Origin of the sequence: Empedobacter sp. UBA7252, from assembly GCF_002472765.1 — a bacterium.
In the GTDB taxonomy this organism is placed as follows: Bacteria; Bacteroidota; Bacteroidia; order Flavobacteriales; family Weeksellaceae; genus Empedobacter; species Empedobacter falsenii_B.
Genome location: NZ_DKSQ01000001.1, coordinates 19,881 through 40,725 on the forward strand (window position 1 = coordinate 19,881; position 20,845 = coordinate 40,725).

At 31.1% G+C, this 20,845-nt stretch carries 16 protein-coding genes and 5 tRNA genes; 5 read left to right on the plus strand and 16 right to left on the minus strand.

Annotated elements, in window-relative coordinates:
* The 4 genes from B2X73_RS00105 to B2X73_RS00120 all read right to left on the minus strand — a co-directional run bounded on the left by B2X73_RS00105 (position 1) and on the right by B2X73_RS00120 (position 4,757).
* Positions 1-3,000: a virulence factor SrfB gene (locus tag B2X73_RS00105; protein WP_291095420.1), complete on the minus strand. Its 3,000-nt coding sequence runs from the start codon at positions 2,998-3,000 to the stop codon at positions 1-3.
* Between the two features lie 604 nt (positions 3,001-3,604).
* A tRNA-Cys gene (locus B2X73_RS00110) sits at positions 3,605-3,675 on the minus strand.
* 52 nt (positions 3,676-3,727) lie between these two features.
* Positions 3,728-4,084, minus strand: a complete 357-nt coding sequence (gene folB, locus B2X73_RS00115) for a dihydroneopterin aldolase (protein WP_219034030.1) — start codon at positions 4,082-4,084, stop codon at positions 3,728-3,730.
* A 70-nt stretch (positions 4,085-4,154) separates the two neighbouring features.
* Positions 4,155-4,757 (minus strand): superoxide dismutase, encoded by a 603-nt coding sequence (locus tag B2X73_RS00120; RefSeq protein WP_219034029.1) that lies wholly within the window; start codon positions 4,755-4,757, stop codon positions 4,155-4,157.
* 135 nt (positions 4,758-4,892) lie between these two features.
* On the opposite strand from B2X73_RS00120, the gene B2X73_RS00125 reads away from it, so the two are divergent.
* Positions 4,893-6,098: a serine hydrolase domain-containing protein gene (locus B2X73_RS00125; protein WP_219034028.1), complete on the plus strand. Its 1,206-nt coding sequence runs from the start codon at positions 4,893-4,895 to the stop codon at positions 6,096-6,098.
* Positions 6,073-6,780, plus strand: a complete 708-nt coding sequence (locus tag B2X73_RS00130) for a 3'-5' exonuclease (RefSeq protein WP_038334981.1) — start codon at positions 6,073-6,075, stop codon at positions 6,778-6,780. Before B2X73_RS00125 ends, B2X73_RS00130 begins: the two co-directional genes overlap by 26 nt.
* Positions 6,781-6,832: 52 nt before the next feature.
* On the opposite strand, the gene B2X73_RS00135 is transcribed toward B2X73_RS00130, so the two are convergent.
* Positions 6,833-8,254 carry a hemolysin family protein gene (locus B2X73_RS00135; RefSeq protein WP_114998216.1) on the minus strand — a complete coding sequence of 474 codons (1,422 nt, stop codon included), beginning with the start codon at positions 8,252-8,254 and terminating at the stop codon, positions 6,833-6,835.
* Positions 8,255-8,446: 192 nt separating this feature from the next.
* On the opposite strand from B2X73_RS00135, the gene B2X73_RS00140 reads away from it, so the two are divergent.
* Positions 8,447-10,168 carry an ABC transporter ATP-binding protein gene (locus B2X73_RS00140; RefSeq protein WP_291059791.1) on the plus strand — a complete coding sequence of 574 codons (1,722 nt, stop codon included), beginning with the start codon at positions 8,447-8,449 and terminating at the stop codon, positions 10,166-10,168.
* A 131-nt stretch (positions 10,169-10,299) separates the two neighbouring features.
* Here the strand turns inward: B2X73_RS00140 and B2X73_RS00145 are convergent.
* From B2X73_RS00145 to B2X73_RS00165, 5 genes are all read right to left on the minus strand, one after another.
* Positions 10,300-10,371: transfer RNA gene (locus B2X73_RS00145), tRNA-Glu, on the minus strand.
* Positions 10,372-10,469: 98 nt separating this feature from the next.
* A tRNA-Glu gene (locus B2X73_RS00150) sits at positions 10,470-10,541 on the minus strand.
* Positions 10,542-10,827: 286 nt separating this feature from the next.
* Positions 10,828-10,899 (minus strand) — tRNA-Glu (locus tag B2X73_RS00155).
* A 12-nt stretch (positions 10,900-10,911) separates the two neighbouring features.
* Complete coding sequence (gene rpsT, locus B2X73_RS00160) at positions 10,912-11,166, minus strand: 30S ribosomal protein S20 (RefSeq protein ID WP_038334974.1); 255 nt, start codon at positions 11,164-11,166, stop codon at positions 10,912-10,914.
* Between the two features lie 94 nt (positions 11,167-11,260).
* A tRNA-Glu gene (locus B2X73_RS00165) sits at positions 11,261-11,332 on the minus strand.
* A gap of 218 nt (positions 11,333-11,550) precedes the next feature.
* Between B2X73_RS00165 and B2X73_RS00170 the strand changes: the two genes are divergently transcribed.
* Positions 11,551-12,183 carry a C40 family peptidase gene (locus B2X73_RS00170; protein WP_038334971.1) on the plus strand — a complete coding sequence of 211 codons (633 nt, stop codon included), beginning with the start codon at positions 11,551-11,553 and terminating at the stop codon, positions 12,181-12,183.
* Between the two features lie 56 nt (positions 12,184-12,239).
* Here the strand turns inward: B2X73_RS00170 and B2X73_RS00175 are convergent, their stop codons facing one another.
* From B2X73_RS00175 to B2X73_RS00190, 4 genes are read right to left on the minus strand one after another with little or no spacing between them, the layout of a single operon-like run.
* Positions 12,240-12,947, minus strand: coding sequence for a rhomboid family intramembrane serine protease (locus B2X73_RS00175; protein WP_286494940.1), 708 nt, complete (start codon positions 12,945-12,947; stop codon positions 12,240-12,242).
* Complete coding sequence (locus B2X73_RS00180) at positions 12,947-15,514, minus strand: DNA gyrase/topoisomerase IV subunit A (RefSeq protein WP_219034066.1); 2,568 nt, start codon at positions 15,512-15,514, stop codon at positions 12,947-12,949. Before B2X73_RS00180 ends, B2X73_RS00175 begins: the two co-directional genes overlap by 1 nt.
* A 4-nt stretch (positions 15,515-15,518) precedes the next feature.
* The gene (locus B2X73_RS00185; protein WP_291095422.1) at positions 15,519-16,025 is read right to left on the minus strand and encodes a hypothetical protein; all 507 of its coding nucleotides are present in this window, start codon (positions 16,023-16,025) and stop codon (positions 15,519-15,521) included.
* Between the two features lie 54 nt (positions 16,026-16,079).
* Positions 16,080-17,930, minus strand: coding sequence for a DNA topoisomerase IV subunit B (locus tag B2X73_RS00190; protein WP_125348938.1), 1,851 nt, complete (start codon positions 17,928-17,930; stop codon positions 16,080-16,082).
* Between the two features lie 107 nt (positions 17,931-18,037).
* Here B2X73_RS00190 and B2X73_RS00195 point away from each other — a divergent pair, with 107 nt between their 5' ends.
* The gene (locus tag B2X73_RS00195; protein WP_114998290.1) at positions 18,038-19,177 is read left to right on the plus strand and encodes a methionine aminotransferase; all 1,140 of its coding nucleotides are present in this window, start codon (positions 18,038-18,040) and stop codon (positions 19,175-19,177) included.
* A 55-nt stretch (positions 19,178-19,232) separates the two neighbouring features.
* On the opposite strand, the gene ychF is transcribed toward B2X73_RS00195, so the two are convergent.
* Both ychF and B2X73_RS00205 read right to left on the minus strand, forming a co-directional pair.
* Positions 19,233-20,324 carry a redox-regulated ATPase YchF gene (ychF, locus tag B2X73_RS00200; RefSeq protein WP_125348936.1) on the minus strand — a complete coding sequence of 364 codons (1,092 nt, stop codon included), beginning with the start codon at positions 20,322-20,324 and terminating at the stop codon, positions 19,233-19,235.
* Between the two features lie 82 nt (positions 20,325-20,406).
* A complete protein-coding gene (locus B2X73_RS00205) occupies positions 20,407-20,808 on the minus strand; it encodes a hypothetical protein (protein WP_219034023.1) in 402 nt (133 codons plus the stop codon).
* Positions 20,809-20,845: the final 37 nt, after the last annotated feature.

The window sequence follows — 20,845 nt, forward strand, 5'->3', positions numbered from 1 at the left end:
TTAATTGCTTCTAATTCCTAATGTAAATTCGCATGTATCTAACCAATATCCATCTTCAGTTCCTAATGTTTGAGGAGTTAGTTTAAATAATTTTATTGGTAAATCATCTCCTTCATTATTCTCTATACTTTCTAAAAATATGTTTTCTTTCGATTCGTCATACTCTCTAGAAATCGTAATTTTTAAAGGTAATTTTTCGAATATTTTGGCTTTTATTTTATTTATTTCTTCTTCTTTTCCTTCGGCACGTTGACTTATATAAGCCTCATTAATGCTTATACTATACAAATTTGAGATAGGATAATTTTTACTTTCATACTTAGAATAACCAAATTGAAAAGGCAAATTTTCAATCAAAATAGTATTTTCATTTTTCTTCGGAGTCAAAATGATTTCTGTTGAATCGAAGTCTTTTCTCAAAATATAATCAGCTGTAGAAATCACTTCTTTTCTTAAGGTTTCTATATTCAATTTCAAATCTTCTAAATTTTTCAGACGATTAGATGTTAAAGAGATCATAGCACCAACAGTTACCATTGTTTTAGCATCTTCTACATAACCTTTGTGATCAGAAAACGGGAACCATTTACCTATCCAATAAGTGTTGAGATTGATTAAATTATTCGGTGAAATTGATAAATATTTTAAGAATAAATTCTCTAAACTGTTTAACGACGCGGGTTTTCCTGATAAAACAATATAATCACAATTATAATGATTAAGAACTAAAGCTAATTGTTTTACCAATCCATCAAAAACTGATGCAATTATTTGATCTAATTTTTTAGGTTGGATTGTAAATTTGATATCAAGAAAACTGAAGCCAAAATGTCTTTCGAAATAACTAATTAAATCTTTATTTGTGAAAGATTTTCCTATTATTTCTTCAAAAGTTTTTACTTCAACTTCATTCTTATTCGAGTTATTTAGATAATACATCGCAATCGGAATAGCAACTTGATGAATAAATCCTTTTCTCATCATTTTCCCTAAATACCCTACTTTATTACTATCTACACCAAAAAAACCGTTTAGTTTATCTGATACATTATTAATGCCATTATTAATCGCGTAATTTTCTATAACTCCCGTACAACCTTCATCAATAGGACTATTAATTTTTCCTTCAATAATTACTTGTTGAATAATTTCTTTTAATAAATCATCTCCAGCAATTTTGAAACTGTCCCAATATTTTGGTTTAGGTTCTAATTCTATTGTTTTATTCTCTTGATTAAGCAAATAATCTGCAATCATAATATCTGTTGTTCCTGCACCAATATCAATAGAACCAATCGTTAAATTAGGTTTATTTTTATAAATGAAATTAGAAATTACATATTGATTACTATTTAATTTTTTAGAAATCAAACTATATAGAAATACTAGTTGACAACTCGTTGCCTCATCGTACATCCAATCTTTACGATCTTCTAATTCTGTGTTTTTCTTTTTTATATCTTCTATTGACGGAATAATCTCTGGCATTTCAAACCAAAATTTATTTTCATCTGAATCGAAATAAAATTTTACATAATTATTCAATAATTTACAAGCATCAACAGCCGCTTGTCTCAAAGCAACTTGTTCATATTGTATCATTGCTGTTGGGCAGGAAATTGTGATTCGTCGTAAAGTTCTTGGAATTGTTAAATTACCATGTTCTTGACGAAAATGAAAAGAATTAATTTGAATATAAGCGTGTATTAACATTTCTAAGAACACAAATTTCATCAAACTATTTCTTGAAAAAAGAGATTTAGATCCAAAAATTTCACCTTGTTTAGTTAATGATCCATCTGCATTTAGTTGCTCTGAAATTCCATTTAAGTAAACTTTTTTGATTCGATTCGTATAATCTGGTGAAAATTCCCATTCTATATTAGATGGATTATTATCCCATAAATATCTTTTTGGACTAGAGTTATATGTTTTTAATTCATATCCTAAATCCAAATTAATTCCTTTTTTGTTGATTAAATCATCTGCCTCGAAACCAATTCGAACAAAACTTGGTATAACAAATTTATTATTGTGGTATTTTTCTTTATTGATCTCTCCAAAATTAGATTCCTTGAAAATCAAATTCATCGGAAAAGGTTTATCATACTCAATGTGAGGTTGAGTATAATCTTGTATAATTAATTTTTTAACCTTATCAAACTGAATATTTTCATTATTATTATTCTCAAACAACAATGCACAAGTAGATGAATTTCCTACATCAATAACCAAGTCTACAGGTATTTTTTTTGTATCATCGGTAAAAAGCTGTATTTCTGGCAAATCCATTAATCTTGATAACCATTTCAGTAACAATAAATAATGAGAAATATATTGTTTAACAGGTTGTTCAAATCTTAAGTCTTCATTATTTCCGTAAAAAACATCTGCTATATACCCTTCTAACCATTTTGTTTGGCTATCATCATTATAAAGAAAATTACTAATCAAACTTTCTTCAAATTTTAATTTATATATATTTTCTTCTGGATTAAAACTTAGTTGCGGACTAGTTTTATCATACTCATTTTTTGCTAAACTTGTATCTATCGCAAGTACAAATTCTGCTTTCGAATAATCTTCATTGCATGTAATAAAAAGGCGAACCCAATCTGTCGGATAAGTTAAATCTTTGTTGATTGAATTATCTTTAAAAAATGGTAACGGAATCCATTTATTGTTAAAGTGTTTTAGAACTTTTTTTAGATTTGATAGTTCATAATATTCAGTAAAAGTTTTACAATCCTCTAAATTTGAATCACTTTTTAATTTATTATTGATAATATAATCCTTTTCAATTAGTTCGTTTTTACGATAAAACAAATCTTCATTATCTGTTTTAACTTTAAAAAGAGGATCATAGATAAAATCAAGTAAGTTATTGTCAAATGGTTGGTGAAAAAATAATTTATTATCTTTTCCAAAATCTAAATCAATATTTCCCGAAAATTTATGGTACTGTATACTCGAATTTGCTATTAAGGAAATTCTTAACATGTAAAAGTTGTTTTTATAATTTGGTTGTTTTAATTATTGTAAATATATAAAATGCATTTAAACAACTATATATTAATCATTACAATATTTAAAAATTATTGGAGATCAAAAAAACAAAATATTATTCAATATTAATTATGGTTTTCCGTAATTGTGGTAAAGTTTTTAGACAATTCTATTTTTTTTGATTAAGTTATAAATGATATTTTAAATTCTTGCACCTATTTATAATGTACATTTTATGAAAATAAACTAGCAAAATAGAGATTTAAGATTATTAACAAGCTCCGTAATAAATGTAAATGCACTAAAATTCCAATAAAAAAAATGCAACCAACTTGTTTCTGATTGATTATTCTTGTTTAATTATAAAATATAAAAAAATATAAAAATTTTTTGAAGCTACTTACTATATAGAAATTATGAATGGAAAGAGGGAGGAGATTTAAGAGGATACGGAGGAAGGGGGTGTATGAAATTAAATAAATATGGTTTATATTAGTAGGAGAATTTAAGTATTAGAGTAGAAATCGGACTAATGTCGGACTATTGAAAAACAAAAAAAGTTAACTATCTAAATACAAGACAATTAACTTTTTAATTGAGGTTCCTAGCGGATTCGAACCGCTGTGGACGGTTTTGCAGACCGCTACCTAGCCTCTCGGTCAAGGAACCATTCCCGTTGTTTTGGATTGCAAATATAGCAATAATTTCAGAAAAAAAAAGTTTAATACGATTTTTCTAAAATAACACTCACTTTTTCTACATGCCCACCAATAGGAGGATTCAGCTTAGATAATTTTACTTTTGCATACGTGACATTCGTAAGTTCTTGACCTATACGATCTAAGACTCTTTTACAAACATGTTCCAAAAGTTTTGAACGAATACCTACTTCTTCCTTCACAATTTTATTTAACGAAACATAATCCAAAGCATCTATCAATTCATCCGATTCTGTTGCTTTCGTAAAGTCTGCATGCGCTTCCAAATCAACCAAATAATCAGAACCAATACGTGCTTCTTCATCTAAACATCCGTGATTCGAATATATTTTTATATTTTCTAAAATAATTATTCCCATAGTTCAAAGATAAAAAAAGACTTGCGTATTTCTACACAAGTCTTGTATTGTTTAATTTTTTTAAACCTTATTATTTTGCAGATGCATATCTTTCCGCAACTTTATCCCAGTTAATTACAGAGAAGAAAGCCTCAATATAATCAGGACGACGGTTTTGGTAGTTTAAGTAATAAGCATGTTCCCAAACATCTAATCCTAAAACTGGAAATCCTTGTACATCAGCAACCGGCATCAAAGTAGAATCTTGATTTGGAGTTGATGTAACAACTAATTTTCCATCTTTTACGATTAACCAAGCCCATCCAGAACCAAAGCGTGTTGCAGCAGCTTTAGAAAACTCATCTTTGAAAGCTTCAAAAGATCCAAAAGCAGCGTTAATTGCATCAGCAACTTCTGCAGTTGGTTGATTAGCACCACCTGGAGTTAAAATTTCCCAGAATAAATTGTGATTATAGAAACCTCCACCATTGTTACGAACAGCAGGTTTGTCAGTTCCTTTTGCTAAAATTTCTTCGATTGTAGCGTTTGCTAAATCAGTTCCTTCAATAGCAGCATTCAAATTATTTGTGTACGCAGCATGGTGTTTATCATGGTGAATTTCCATTGTTTTTGCGTCAATATGAGGTTCTAATGCATCAAATGCATAAGGTAATTTTGCTAATTCAAAAGCCATAATATTTATTTTTTAGATTTAATTTTCTTGTATAAAGATACACAATAACTCAACAAATATGATTCCGAAATGATAGAATTTTAACATTATTTAATAGTAAAAGCTTATTTTAGTAAAAGATTCTAAATTTTTGAAATGAAAATACTTTGGAAAATAATAAAATGGTTCATCGTAATCATTTGTGTATTAATCCTAATTCTTTATGCAACAGGGAATGACTACATTTTTCGTGGCGTAAAATTAACCTATATGAAAGGTGAAAGCACTGCAAATATCAACGATTACAAAGATTTTGATAACAATGTAATTTTGGCAGATGCACCGCGAGTTTGGCATCAACATTTAGATTATAATCAATTTCCGTTGTCAGCTAATTTCGAAAAGGAGATGAACGATTTCGGAACTGCTGGGTTAGTTATTATAAAAGATAATCAAATTTTGAGCGAATATTATTTCAATGGATATGCGCAAAATGATATTACCAATTCTTTTTCGATGGCGAAAACATTCACGACAATGATGTTAGGAAAAGCGATTGAACAAGGTTATATCAAAGGTTTAGATCAAAAAATAACAGATTTTATTCCCGAATTTAAAAACGATAAATTTGGAGCTGAATGCACCGTTGGTGATTTATCTGCGATGACTTCTGGTTATGATTGGGACGAAGATTATTATTTTCCTCTAAATCCTACTGCAAAAGCATATTATGGCGATGATATAGTTAAACAAATGTTAGCTCGAAAATTTGTTTCTCAACCTGGTGGACATTTCAAATATCAATCGAGTGACACGCAATTATTAGGAATTGTGATTGAACGCGCGTTAAAAAATAAATCGTTATCACAATATTTTCAAGAAGAATTTTGGCAACCAATGGGTATGGAATTAGATGCACAATGGTCGAAAGATAATCCGAAAGGAATGGAGAAAACCTATTGTTGCTTCAATGCAACAGCGCGAGATTTTGCCAAACTTGGACAATTATTATTGAATGATGGAAATTGGTACGGAAAACAAATTTTAGATTCAGTATTTGTTCAGAAAATGGTTTTACCAAACAAAAAAGCATTCGGACCAAATGAGTCACAAATTTATGGTTATTCAGTTTGGATGGATTACAATTACAAAACGCCTTTTTATGCAATGTTAGGACATTTGGGACAACGTATCATTGTAATTCCTTCAGAAAAATTAGTTATTGTTCGAACTGGAAAAACGCATAATGATCAACCAAACAATCATCCAATTGCAGATGGCGATGTTTACCGATTGGTAGACGAAGCAATGAGAATTAATCAAAAAGTGAAAGAAAATGATCCAACGAATTCCTTACAGTAAAATATTATTTTTAGATATCGAAACGGTTCCACAAACCGATGATTGGAATCTTTTGTCTGAAAGAACACAAGCTCTTTGGGAAAAGAAAACAGCTTATCAACGCAATAATAATGAAATTTCTCCTGAAGAATTTTACCACGAACGTGCTGGAATTATGGCTGAATTTGGAAAAATTGTATGCATTTCAGTCGGAATTGTAGTTAAAGATTCTTTTATTCATATCAAAAGTTTTTATGGTCACGACGAAAAGAAATTGTTAGAAGATTTTAATTCAATGTTGATTGAAAATTTTTTCAAGCCTGATCATATTTTATGTGCACACAACGGAAAAGAGTTTGATTTTCCGTATATAGCTCGCCGAATGATGATTAATCAAATTGAAATTCCAGCTATTTTGCAATTATTTGGTAAAAAGCCATGGGAAGTTCAGCATTTGGATACAATGGAATTATGGAAATTTGGCGATTACAAGAACTTTACATCGTTAGATTTATTGGCAAATGTTTTCGAAATTCCAACACCAAAAGATGATATCGATGGTTCACAAGTTGCACGAGTTTATTACGATGAAAACAATGTAGAACGCATCAAAGATTATTGTGAAAAAGATGTTGTAACCTTGATTAATGTTTTCCGAAAAATGCGCTACGATCAACCTTTACAACGAAAAGAAGATTTATAAAAACGAAAAAATCCGCTAATGAGCGGATTTTTTATTCTATATTTTTTAATGATTAATTTTCATCATCTTCTGCTGAATCTGGTTCATCGCGAAAGTTTTCAATCAATTCATCTTTCACTTTCAATTGAACTTGCTCAACAGAATTTCGGTACATTTTGATAATTGTTCCTGTATATTCTTCCAAATCAATCAAATCTCCTTCTGTTAATTCTTTATCAGGATAACATTCAGAAATCAATCCAGCCAACGTATCATAATGTTCACTTTCTTCGAATCTAAACGGTACTAAACGATTAATATCGCTTATCGCGTTGTGTGCATTTATATTATAAACACCTTCAGAAACACGAGAAACTATCGGATCTTCGTTATCATATTCGTCTTGAATTTCTCCAACCAACTCCTCCAAAATATCTTCCATCGAAACAATTCCTGCAACTTCACCAACTTCATTTGTTACAATTGCAATTTGCATATGTTTTTTCTGAAATTGTTTCATTACATTCTTAATCAATGCATTTTCTGAGATAAAAATTGGCTCTCGCAACAATCCTTCAATTTCAGTTTGATTTGGATTTTCCAATAATTGCTTGATTAAATCCTTAGCGTAAATGATACCTTTTATATTATCAAATTCTTCTTCGTAAACAGGATAACGCGAATAACCTTCATTAATCGCATAATCTAACGCATCTTTTACAGAAGTATTAATATTAATTGCAGAAACATTTTTACGTAATGTTTGAATATTCATCACTCGACGATCATCAAACTCAAACACATTTTGAATTAAATTACGCTCAGATTCTTCAATTGCTCCACCTTCAGAACTTTCTGTAATAATCATTTTCAACTCTTCTTCTGTGTGAATTTCACCTCCATGAATAGGATGAATTCCAATCGCACGAAGAATTACATTTGCCAAACCATTCATTAAAACAATAAGAGGTTTGAAAACAAAATAAAATGCACGAAGAGGCCAAGCTACTGTAAAAGTAGTTTTTGTTGGATACTGAATCGCAATAGATTTCGGCGCTAACTCACCAAAAACAATGTGCAAAATAGTAATGATAACGAAAGCTGCTGGGAATGCAACATTATGCGCAATCGCTGTCCAAGAAGGAGAAGTTAAACCAACTACTTCAAAAAGTTTTACGATTACAGGTGTTAAAGAGCTTTCTCCAACCCAACCAAGACCAAGCGAAGCTAATGTAATACCTAATTGTGTTGCGGCAAGATAAGAATCTAAATGATTAACGATTCGTTTTGCAGCATTTGAAGTTCTTTCGTTAATATCTTGATTAACTTCAATTTGTGACGAACGTACTTTTACAATTGCAAACTCGGCTGCAACGAAAAAACCATTTAATAAAACAAGGAAAATTGTAAGCAAAAGTTTTGCTACAGAAATTTCATCGGCGACATTGTGATTAGCGACTAAAAACAATGTCGAAATCTGGGAGTATGTATCCATTCTTCGAATTTAAAAAACTGACTTGTTATAAGTTTTTATAAGCCAGTAAATCAATACATCTAAATTAATAAAAAAAAATAAAAATCACAACGTTTTGATTCGTAGCAAAATTACAAAATTTATAAATACAAAATCTTAGAAATTATTGATTCGAGAAAATGATTAAAAAATCACTAAATTTCCACTTCATTTATCAAGCAACAATTTGCCATGCAAAAGCAAGATTTACATTATATTATCGAGATCAAAAAATTATCGATTTCTTTTGGAGATAAACAAGTTTTGAATAACATCAATTTCAAAGTAGAACAAGGTGATACATTAGGAATTGTTGGAGAATCCGGCTCTGGAAAGTCATTAACTTCATTGGCAATTATGGGTTTATTGTCTCCTAATGTGACAATTCATCCCGAAAGTGAAATTCTTTTTCGTCAAGATGATAAAATGATCGATTTGCTTAAACTTTCGCCTAAAGAACTGGAGGAAATAAGAGGAAATGAAATCGGAATGATTTTTCAAGAACCAATGACTTCTCTAAATCCAAGTTTACGTTGCGGGGAACAAGTGGAAGAAGAGATTCGTTTGCATCAAAATTTATCGAAAGAAGAAGCTAAAAAGAAAGTTCTTCATCTTTTTGAACAAGTAAAATTACCAAATCCCGAACGTATTTATAAAGCCTATCCGCACGAATTATCTGGTGGACAAAAGCAACGTGTAATGATTGCAATGGCGATTTCTTGCGAGCCGAAATTATTGATTGCTGACGAACCAACAACAGCTTTGGACGTTACGGTACAAAAAGCAACGTTAGATTTATTGAAAGAATTACAAGAAAAAAATAACATGAGCATGTTGTTTATTTCTCACGATTTGGGCGTAATTGCAAATGTTTGCGAAGAAGTTTTGGTGATGTTTCGTGGTGATGTTGTAGAACAAGGAAATGTGGAAACTATTTTTAATCATCCGAAAGAAAATTATACAAAAGGTTTAATTGCTTGTCGACCTCGATTGGATGAACGCGCAAAACGTTTACCTACGGTGAAAGATTTCTTAGAAAATCCAAATTTCAAAACTGAAATCTATACAGAAGAAGAACGAGAAGCTTTTCACGAAAAAATTTATGTAAATCCTCCAATTTTAGAGGTTAAGAACTTGAAGAAATATTTCTATCCTTCGACTCTATTTGGAAACGCTACAATCCCGAATGTAAAAGCTGTCGATGATATTTCATTCAAAGTATATCCAGGTGAAACAATGGGCTTGGTTGGCGAATCGGGTTCTGGAAAAACAACCTTGAGTAGAACGGTTTTGTTATTAGAAAAACCAACTGCCGGCGAAATTTATTATAATGGTATAGATATTACGAAACTAAAAAAAGAGCAAATTCGTAAATTAAGAAGAGAAATTCAGATTATTTTCCAAGATCCATATTCAAGTTTAAATCCTCGCCAAACCATTGCGCAAATTATTACAGAACCAATGCAAGTGCATAAAATTGGTCTGAATAAAGCTGAGCGATTAAAAACGGCTTCATCTCTTTTACAAAAAGTGGGTTTATCAGATCAAGATTTGAACAAATATCCGCACGAATTCTCTGGTGGGCAACGTCAACGTATCGGGATTGCTCGTGCTTTGGCTTTAAATCCTAAATTTATCATTTGTGATGAATCTGTTTCTGCGTTGGATGTTTCTGTTCAGGCACAAGTTTTGAATTTATTAAATGATTTGAAAACAGAATTTGGATTTACCTATATATTTATCTCGCACGATTTGGCGGTTGTAAAATATATGAGCGATCAATTATTGGTGATGCAACACGGAGAAATGAAAGAATTGAACGATGCAGACAAGGTTTATGCGCATCCGACAACAAACTATACCAAAGAATTGATAGAAGCTATTCCAAAGCTATAAAAGGATCTTTTATAAAAGCAAAAAGCGTTTGAAGTTTATTTCCTCAAACGCTTTTTTATTGATCGCAATAAATCAATATAAACTAAACTATTTCAAAATAAAAAAAGCATCCAAATCTGAATGCTTTTTAGTAGTCCCTAGGGGAATCGAACCCCTCTTTCTAGAATGAAAATCTAGTGTCCTAACCGATAGACGAAGGGACCTCCTTTCGTATTATTGTGGTGCAAAAATAAACGTTTATTTTTTATTACCAAACAATTTTCGAAAAATTTATACTATTTTTTTTAATCAAGTCAAATTGTAGTCCCTAGGGGAATCGAACCCCTCTTTCTAGAATGAAAATCTAGTGTCCTAACCGATAGACGAAGGGACCACTTAATATGAATTAATTAATTCGAATATTATTTATTTTGAATGAACGTCATTTTGTGTTGGGAGTTGTAGAAAAGTCGATGTATAATTCTAATAATTTGAACCAAGTTGAATTATACAGCGACATTTTCATTCCCGATTAATCATCTAAACATTATGATTAACCTTTACAAACAAAACACAAAAAACAATTTCCTTTACACAGTATTCTACTGGTTGTTTAAAAAATCAACAACTATGAACAAGGAAAAAAAAGATTGCAATAATGCAATCCATCTATTAATTTGTAGTCCCTAGGGGAATCGAACCCCTCTTTCTAGAATGAAAATCTAGTGTCCTAACCGATAGACGAAGGGACCACTTTTATTTTATTAAGCTAATCCCGCAATATGTTTCGCTAACTTTGATTTTAAGTTTGAAGCTTTATTCTTGTGAATAATGTTTCTTTTTGCTAACTTATCAATCATTGAAGAAACTTTCGGAAAAACTGTTTCTGCTTCATTTTTATCAGACTCAGATCTTAAAGCTTTAATAGCTGTACGAGCTGATTTGTGATAATATTTATTACGATCGCGTCTTACCGCTGACTGTCTAATTCTTTTTAATGCTGACTTATGATTTGCCATAACTTAAATCTCTTTCTATTTTAGTTCGGCAAAGATATAAACAAATATTTTATCTCGCCAAATTAATTTAATAATTTTCTAAAACACTTTTATGTAGCCCATAGGAGAATCGAACTCCTGTTTCCAGGATGAAAACCTGATGTCCTAACCACTAGACGAATGGGCCGCATGACGGCTTAACCACTTGTTGTGAAAAGCGAGTGCAAATGTAGAACAATTTTTTGGACTTCCAAATATATTTAAAAGTTTTTTTGAATATGTTTTTGTTAAAAAATGTTAAGGAAGTTAATATTTTGTCAAAACAACTCTTATATATAATGAGTTATAATTTTAACAATTACTTTAGCGGTGCTATTAAAATTTATACAAACGAATACTCAATATATGAAAGCATCGATATTAGGTGTAGCTGCAGTGGTTTGCACGATGTTTATTACATCATGTTCATCTTTAACCCCAGTTAGTGAAGCTACAGAATATTCTTCGAGAAGTTTCGTACCGAAACCAAGAGCTATTGAAGCTCAAGCTAAAATAATCAATAAACATGCCAATTTAGATGTTACACCAATAGAAATTAACGATGAAGCGAAATCTATGGTTGTGTTAAACAGCGTTTTAGAAGAAACGAATGAATTGTTTGCAGGGTTTTTATTAAAAGAAGCAGAAACGTATATTGGTACACCTTACCGATACGGAGGCACAACAAGAAGTGGTATTGATTGTTCTGCCTTTGTTAGAAACGTTTTCGAAACTTTCAATAAAAATTTACCTCGTGTATCTGCAGATCAGGCAAGAGAAGGTTTTACAGTTAGTACAGACGAAGCAAAGGAAGGAGATTTAGTTTTCTTTGCAACAAGAGGTCGTGGTAGAGTTTCGCATGTAGGAATTGTTCATGGAAGAAATAAAGATGGAGTTTTAGAATTTATTCATTCATCTACTTCTCAAGGTGTTATGGTATCTTCTTTAAATGATAGATATTGGGGACCAAAATTCTTATACGTAAAAAGAATATTATAACATTATCATAAAAAAAGCATCAAGTAATTTTGATGCTTTTTTTTTGTCTTATTTTTTTATTTTCGATGTTCTCTCAAAATCATCACAAGCAATACAATTAATGGAACAATCATTCCTAAAATATAATATGTATTGATTTGTAAAATTGTTGGATAAAATAATATTGCAGATAATAATCCCACAATTGCTCCACCTAAATGCGCTGAATGCCCGATGTTCCCTAAATTAGTTTTCATTCCATAAACTGAATATCCTAAATATAAAATTCCGAAAATCCAGGCTGGAATTGGTAAAGCAAAAAATAATCTTAATTCCATTTCAGGAAAAGCTGCAATTGCAGCGAATAAAATCCCTGTGACTCCTCCAGAAGCTCCTACTGCCGAATAAAAAGTTTCTTTCTTGTGAATCAACAAAGACAAAAGATTTCCGCCAATAACCGCTGCAAAAAAAACTAAAAGAAACATTCCGTAACCTACATTTAGTTTAGCATTCGAAAAGTCTCCTAATAAAAATCCTTCTGGACTTGCAAAAAAACCGATAACAGGATTCGCAAAAAAGTAAAGAGTTAACATATTGAATAACAAATGAGTAAAATCAACATGTAAAAATCCTGAACTTAAAATTCTATAGTATTCCTTATTATATAATATCGACCCTACTTGGAATTTATATTTTTCAAAAAAAGCTAAATCGTTAAAACCTTTCCAACTTACCAAAACATTCAATCCAATAACGACTAATGCCACAATAGAGATGTCTCCCATTATTCTTCTATATTTTCTTCTTCATTATTATCCTCCTCAATCGCATCAAATAGCGTCGGCTGCGGCTCTTCTTCTGACTCCTCCTCTTCTTCTGGTTCTTCGAATGGAAGCGGTTCTAACACATTAATCTGTTTTAATTTATATGTCGTCAATTGATTTCCTTGCGCTTTAATTCCTTTAACTGTAATAAATTCTTCTAAATTTATCACTTCTGGTTCTTTTTCTAAACCTTTTACTTTCGGGAAAATCAACTCAATAACTGGTAAATAATCTGTCGAAACAACTTTTATTGATGATTTACCATCTTCTAACGTATAAAAAGTTTGTGGAGAAAATGTATCTTCTAAAAGGAAACGTTTCACAAAATAACGATCTTTTTCTGCATCATAATACACGCAAGAAATCGGTTTTGAAGGTTTCCATTTCTCGATAATTTCTAAATCTTCGTCAAAACGATTACTCAAATCAAACGAAACCAATTTTGCTTCACCTTTTTTATTAATCGTTAAAATTTTATCATCACCCTTAAAAGAACCTAATAAAATCCCCAATCCATCTGCATTTAGGCGTTTTGTATCCGTATCAAACCAAATTTGACGAGGTGCTAAAGTCGAAACTCCTTCCTCTTTCAATTCTACTTTTTTGATTGGATATTTTGTTACTAAATTTCCTTTTGATGCACGACCTTTAATCGCTAAATCAGCAAAATTAATATCAAATTTTAATTTTTTGATTCGTTGATGAGTTTTTAAAATAATTGATACAACTTCGGCTTCTCCATTTGGATTTGCTGAAAAATACAACACTTCCGAACCTTTATTACCAGCCGTTAAATCATATTCTTTATCGCGAGTAATTCCCGTTACAGCAAAACGTTTTTGATAAGCCGGACCATTTTTACCATCGCGATAAATCAAGTTATAAATGGTACGTTTATCATTTTTATGCCAAATTCCAACATGAATAATTCCTTTTCCAACAAAAGTTTTTGCATCAACTTTTGTCACAATCATCGAACCATCATGTTTGAAAACCACAATATCATCAATATCAGAACACTCGAATAAATACTCGTCTTTTTTCAATGAAGTTCCGATAAAACCTTCGTTTCTATCCACATAAAAACGTGTATTTGCAACGGCAACTTTTGTCGCATCAATCGTATCAAATGTTCTAATTTCTGTTTTACGTTCTTTTCCTTTTCCGTATTTTGTCTTTAGGTTTTTGAAATAATCGATCGCATAATCAATCAAATTTGCTAAATGATGTTTTACATTCTCGATTTTATCTTCTAATGATTCAATAAATTGTTGTGCTTTATCTAAATCAAATTTTGAAATACGTTTGATTCGAATTTCTGTTAAACGCGTAATATCTTCTTCCGTAACTGGACGAATTAAATGCGCAATATGTGGCTTCAGCCCTTTATCAATCGCAGAAATTACACCTTCCCATGTTTCTTCTTCTTCGATATCGTGATAAATTCTATTCTCGATAAAAATTCGTTCCAACGAAGAAAAATGCCATTGTTCTTGCAGTTCATCTAACTCAATTTCTAACTCTTTTTTCAACAATTCAACTGTATTGTTTGTATTGTGAATTAAAATTTCAGAAACTGTTAAAAATTCTGGTGTTTGTTCATTAATCACACACGCATTTGGCGAAATAGAAATCTCGCAATCCGTGAATGCATACAATGCATCAATTGTTTTGTCTGGACTACTTCCTGGAACAAGATGAATTAAAATCTCAACTTCAGCCGCTGTATTATCTTCAATCTTTTTGATCTTGATTTTACCTTTATCATTGGCTTTTAAAACTGAATCAATCAAAGATCCTGTCGTTGTGCCGTAAGGAATTTCCGTAATTTTTAACGTTGTTTTATCTTCTTGCAAAATCTTTGCACGAATACGCACTTTACCACCACGCAATCCATCATTATAATCGGAAACATCAACCAATCCAGAAGTTAAAAAATCTGGGAAAATTTGAAATTTCTTTCCTTTCAGATGTAAAATTGACGCATCAATTAACTCATTGAAATTGTGTGGCAAAATCTTTGTTGACAAACCAACTGCAATTCCTTCTACTCCTTGTGCCAAAAGCAAAGGAAATTTGATTGGAAGATCAATTGGTTCTTTATTTCGACCATCATAAGATGGTTGCCATTTTGTAGTTTTTGGATTATAGACAACTTCTAACGCAAATTTAGTTAATCGAGCTTCGATATAACGCGACGCAGCTGCTCGGTCACCAGTGTAAATATTTCCCCAGTTTCCTTGCATATCGATCAACAATTCTTTTTGACCAATTTGAACCATTGCATCAGAAATCGCCATATCACCATGCGGGTGATATTTCATCGTATTTCCTACAATGTTCGCAACTTTGTTATATCGTCCGTCTTCCAACTCGCGCATTGAATGTAAAATTCTACGCTGAACTGGTTTCAACCCATCATAAATAGATGGAATTGCTCGTTCTAAAATTACATAAGAGGCATAGTCAAGAAACCATTCTTGGTACATACCAGAAACCTTCTTGATGCTCTCTTGATTGTCTTGCATCATGTTAAATAGCTACTTCTACATTGTTTTTGACCATACAATTAGACTCCACAATTTTGTCTAATTCAGTCAAAATAATATTAATATTTCGGTTAGAAATGAATGCTAAACGAAATTTGACTTTTGTTAAATTGGTAAGATTCTTTTTACTGTTAATATAAAAGACAACGTTTTTTGAAAGAATTCCTTTCTGAAAATCGTATTTGATCAATTTATACTTCGGTAAATCGATTTTGTTCGTTTTTGAATCTAAGAAGGATAAAAATCCAACATTCTTCGTTTCAAAAGTTATGGTTTCACCTTTTGTGTCTATCGCAAAAAATTGATTTCCACTTTTATAGCTTACATAAATAAACAACGCTATAAAAATTGCAACAACATAAGGTGGTATTATGTGATACTTGTAAGGTAAAATACCAGCATACATAATAAGGTTTAGAATGATTAAAATAACGATGGTGAAATTTAGCATTTTAAAGAGCTGTATCACATTTTTATTATTCTTCTTCATATTTATAAAATAGGTGTTTAGGTTAGATAGAAAGTAAGTTTTTTATAAAATATTCTAATTTTTAATAGCTTCTACAGCCAAATTGTTAATAATAAATTCTTGTCTTGTTGGTGTATTTTTTCCCATGTAAAATTCTAAAAGACTTTCGATGGTTTGATCTTTTCCAATCATTACTGGTTCTAAACGAATATCTTTTCCGATAAAATGTTTGAACTCATCTGGCGAAATTTCACCTAATCCTTTGAATCGTGTAATCTCTGGATTTTTAACTTCTTCCAACGCTTTTATACGTTCTGGTTCAGAATAACAATAACGTGTTTCCTTCTTGTTTCTCACACGAAAAAGTGGTGTTTGCAAAATATACAAATGTCCCTCTTTGATCAATTCTGGGAAAAATTGTAAGAAAAATGTAATAATCAACAAACGAATGTGCATTCCATCGACGTCAGCATCAGTTGCAATTACAACATTATTGTAACGTAAATCTTCTAATCCTTCTTCGATGTTTAATGCCGCTTGTAAAAGATTAAATTCTTCGTTTTCATAAACAATTTTCTTTGTCAAACCGTATGAATTCAACGGTTTTCCTCTCAAACTAAAAACCGCTTGCGTTTCTACACTTCTACTTTTGGTAATCGATCCACTTGCCGAATCTCCCTCGGTAATAAAAATAGTTGTATCTAAACGTAATTCAGCTTTCGGATCATTATAATGTTGACGACAATCGCGCAATTTCTTGTTATGTAAACTAACTTTTTTGGCGCGATCACGCGCTAATTTTCGAATTCCAGAAAGCTCTTTTCGTTCCGTTTCTGATTGTTTAATCTTGCGTTCTAATGCTTGCGCAACTTCTGTATTTTTATGTAAAAAGTTGTCAAGATTCGTTTTGATAAAATCATTTACAAACGTGCGAACCGTTGTCATTCCTGGTCCAATTTCATTCGAACCAAGTTTAGTTTTTGTTTGCGATTCAAAAACTGGCTCAATTACTTTGATCGAAATTGCTCCAATAATTGATTTTCTAATATCCGCAGGATCATAATTTTTATTATAAAATTCGCGAACAGTTTTCACAACAGCCTCTTTAAAAGCTGTTAAATGTGTTCCTCCTTGCGTTGTATTTTGACCATTCACAAAAGAATAATACGTTTCCGAATATGATTTCGAGCTGTGCGTCATCGCAATTTCGATATCTTCTCCTTTCAAATGGATGATATCATAAATTGTTTCTTCCTCGATATTATCATTCAATAAATCTTTCAATCCGTCTTTCGAAAAGAATTCTTCTCCATTGAAAATAATTTTCAATCCTGGATTTAAGTAAACATAGTTTTTCAACATTTTGTCTACATATTCTTTTCTGAATTTAAAATTCAAGAAAATCGATTTATCTGGGATAAATGTAATTTTAGTTCCTTTTCGTAAAGATGTTTCTTTTTCATCTTCTTGATTTGCTAAAATCCCTTGCTCAAACTCTGCAATACGTGTTTTTCCATCTCGAATAGATTGCACTCGAAACGATGTTGACAACGCATTTACAGCTTTTGTACCAACACCATTTAAACCAACCGATTTTTTGAAAGCTTGTGAATCATATTTACCACCTGTATTCATCTTAGAAACGGCGTCAACCATTTTTCCAAGCGGAATTCCACGTCCATAATCACGAACCGTTACCTCATCTTCGCGCAGATTAATTTCGATTGTTTTTCCTGCACCCATCACAAATTCATCGATACAGTTATCTACAATCTCCTTCAACAAAATATAAATTCCATCATCTTGAGACGAACCATCTCCCAGCTTCCCAATATACATCCCAGGTCGCATGCGAATATGTTCGCGCCAATCAAGGGTTTTGATATTGTCTTCCGTATAATTTACTTGTTGATCTAATTCTGACATTTGAGTTGTTGAGTGTTAAACGAGTTTTACAAAAATAAGAAAAAATTTCCTAAAAATATTAAGGTTCATTGTTTTGATTTTGAGCAAAAACGACCTAATTTACCAATATGATAAAATCTAAACTACCCAATGTTTCGACAACCATTTTTTCGGTAATGAGTCAATTGGCAAATGAACATCAAGCGATTAATTTAGCGCAAGGTTTTCCTGACTTTAATGCAGATTCTGAATTAATTAGTCGTTTAAATTATTATTCAACACAAAATTACAATCAGTACGCGCCAATGACTGGCGTCGAAAAATTGCGTGTATTACTTTCAGAAAAATATTCTAATCTTTATCAATCTGATTACGATTTTCAGAATGAAATTAACATTACGAGTGGTGCAAGTCAAGCGATTTTTAATGTTGTTTCTACATTAATTCATCCAAATGATGAAGTAATTATTTTTGAACCTGCTTACGATTTATATCAACCAACGGTTGAATTATTTGGAGGAAAAATTGTTCCAATTCAGCTAAAATATCCTGAATATTCTATCGATTTTGAAGAATTGAAGAAAAAAATTAATGATAAAACGAAATTGATTATCGTTAATAATCCGAATAATCCAACTGGAAAAATTTTATCCGAAAATGATTTAAAACAATTTGAACAAATCCTAAAAGATTCAAATTGTTATTTGCTTGCAGATGAAGTTTATGAGCACATTACATTTGATGGAAAATCGCATCAAAGTTTTGCAAAATTAAAATCAGTAAAAGACAAGATTTTCATCGTAGGTTCTTTCGGAAAATTATTTCACATAACTGGTTGGAAAATCGGTTATATTTTAGCCGAAAAAGAATTGATGAAAGAGTTTAGAAAATGTCACCAATTCAATACTTTTTCTACGCATACACCATCACAATATGCAATTGCAGATTATTTAGAAAAACCTGATCATTACTTGCATTTGAATGATTTTTTTCAACAAAAAAGAGATTTATTTGTTAAAGGTTTAGCTTCAACAAATTTTGAAGTTTTGCCTTGCGAAGGAACTTATTTTGTAAGTGCAAATTATGCTAAAATAAGTGATTTATCTGATGATGAGTTTGCAAAACAGTTAACCATCAAAAATAAAGTTGCGACGATACCAATTTCAGCATTTTACCATGATAAAACAGATAACAAAGTAATTCGATTTTGTTTTGCTAAAAAGGATGAAACACTTTTAATGGCTTTAGAAAATTTGAAAAGTTTGTAGAAAAATAAAAGCTCAATCTTTCGATTGAGCTTTTTATATAGATATAATTTAAATCTTAAACATTAAACAAGAAATGCATGATATCACCATCTTGTACGATGTACGCTTTTCCTTCTACGTTTAATTTTCCTGCTTCACGACATTTAGATTCTGATCCGTATGTAATAAAATCCTCAAATTTGATTACCTCTGCACGAATAAATCCTTTTTCGAAATCTGTATGAATAACTCCAGCCGCTTGTGGTCCTGTAGAACCTTTTTTGATTGTCCAGGCACGAACTTCTTTTACACCTGCTGTGAAATAAGTTTCTAAATCTAACAGTGTGTAAGCAGAACGAATCAAACGATTAACGCCTGGCTCTTCTAATCCTAATTCTTCTAAGAAAATTTGACGTTCATCAAACGTTTCTAATTCATTGATATCAGCTTCAATTTGTGCCGCTAAAATCAACACTTCAGCATGCTCATCTTTTACAGCTTCTTTTACTTTTTCTACCCACTCGTTTCCGTCTTTTGCAGCAGATTCGTCTACATTACATAAGTACAAAACTGGTTTAGAAGTAATTAATTGTAACGAATCTACAATTTCTTGCTCTTTTTCGTCCAAATCCATCTCACGAACATTTTTCAACTCTTCTAAATGAGCGATTACAGCTGTTAAAACTTCTACAACTTTTTGTTCGTCTTTATTTCCCGCTTTTGCTGCTTTTTTAGATTTATCGATACGTTTTGTAACTGTATCCAAATCTTTCAATTGCAACTCAATATCAATTGTTTCTTTATCACGCAATGGATTAATAGAACCATCAACATGTGTAATATTTTCGTTTTCGAAACAACGTAAAACGTGAATAATTGCATTACACTCGCGGATATTTCCTAAAAATTGATTTCCTAAACCTTCTCCCTTACTTGCTCCTTTTACTAAACCAGCAATATCTACAATTTCTACAACCGCAGGCACAACGCGCTCTGGATTTACAATTGCTTCTAACTGATTTAGACGAGTATCTGGTACAGAAACTGTTCCTACATTTGGTTCAATTGTACAGAAAGGATAATTCGCCGATTGCGCCTTTGCATTCGACAAACAGTTAAATAAAGTAGATTTACCAACATTAGGCAATCCAACAATTCCACATTTCATATATGTTGTCTCTTTTTTTAATGATTGAATATTAGAACGATGTTCTAATAATTTTGTGCAAAGATAATGATTTCCATTAAATTTATTTAACCGAAGAAACTCTGTTCAATTTTATATTTAATACATTTCCAGAATATGATTTCATTTCACCATAAAAACAATCGCAAGTCGCATTATAAGTTAAATCATAATAATTAGAAGTTTTATCAAGATTTATTTTTCTGAATTTGAGTTGAGGAAAATTAAACACAACAGAATCTGTCACATCTTTTTCATAACCATCTTGAAAATCAAATTCTATTTTTAATTTTGATTTATTTCTTGAAACATCCATAACCGCATCACTCTTTGTCAAAGGAACTTCTACCACTTTCGATTTATAATCCAAAAAATCTTGTTTCCATTTTCCTTCAATTGTTTTTATATTATTGGATGCGCAACTCACAAGAAATAGCAAAAAGATAAATCCTAAAAAATGTTTCATAAGTGTTAATTTTTTATTGAAAATACAATTATTTATT

Excerpts from the sequence above, each read along its gene's own strand:
- B2X73_RS00120 (WP_219034029.1), bottom strand. The coding sequence starts at position 4,757 with ATGGCTTTTGAATTAGCAAAATTACCTTATGCATTTGATGCATTAGAA.
- B2X73_RS00125 (WP_219034028.1), top strand. The coding sequence starts at position 4,893 with ATGAAAATACTTTGGAAAATAATAAAATGGTTCATCGTAATCATTTGT.
- B2X73_RS00135 (WP_114998216.1), bottom strand. The coding sequence starts at position 8,254 with ATGGATACATACTCCCAGATTTCGACATTGTTTTTAGTCGCTAATCAC.
- folB (WP_219034030.1), bottom strand. The coding sequence starts at position 4,084 with ATGGGAATAATTATTTTAGAAAATATAAAAATATATTCGAATCACGGA.
- ychF (WP_125348936.1), bottom strand. The coding sequence starts at position 20,324 with ATGAAATGTGGAATTGTTGGATTGCCTAATGTTGGTAAATCTACTTTA.
- B2X73_RS00105 (WP_291095420.1), bottom strand. The coding sequence starts at position 3,000 with ATGTTAAGAATTTCCTTAATAGCAAATTCGAGTATACAGTACCATAAA.
- B2X73_RS00175 (WP_286494940.1), bottom strand. The coding sequence starts at position 12,947 with ATGGGAGACATCTCTATTGTGGCATTAGTCGTTATTGGATTGAATGTT.
- rpsT (WP_038334974.1), bottom strand. The coding sequence starts at position 11,166 with ATGGCAAATCATAAGTCAGCATTAAAAAGAATTAGACAGTCAGCGGTA.
- B2X73_RS00195 (WP_114998290.1), top strand. The coding sequence starts at position 18,038 with ATGATAAAATCTAAACTACCCAATGTTTCGACAACCATTTTTTCGGTA.
- B2X73_RS00190 (WP_125348938.1), bottom strand. The coding sequence starts at position 17,930 with ATGTCAGAATTAGATCAACAAGTAAATTATACGGAAGACAATATCAAA.
- B2X73_RS00130 (WP_038334981.1), top strand. The coding sequence starts at position 6,073 with ATGATCCAACGAATTCCTTACAGTAAAATATTATTTTTAGATATCGAA.
- B2X73_RS00180 (WP_219034066.1), bottom strand. The coding sequence starts at position 15,514 with ATGCAAGACAATCAAGAGAGCATCAAGAAGGTTTCTGGTATGTACCAA.
- B2X73_RS00205 (WP_219034023.1), bottom strand. The coding sequence starts at position 20,808 with ATGAAACATTTTTTAGGATTTATCTTTTTGCTATTTCTTGTGAGTTGC.
- B2X73_RS00170 (WP_038334971.1), top strand. The coding sequence starts at position 11,551 with ATGAAAGCATCGATATTAGGTGTAGCTGCAGTGGTTTGCACGATGTTT.
- B2X73_RS00185 (WP_291095422.1), bottom strand. The coding sequence starts at position 16,025 with ATGAAGAAGAATAATAAAAATGTGATACAGCTCTTTAAAATGCTAAAT.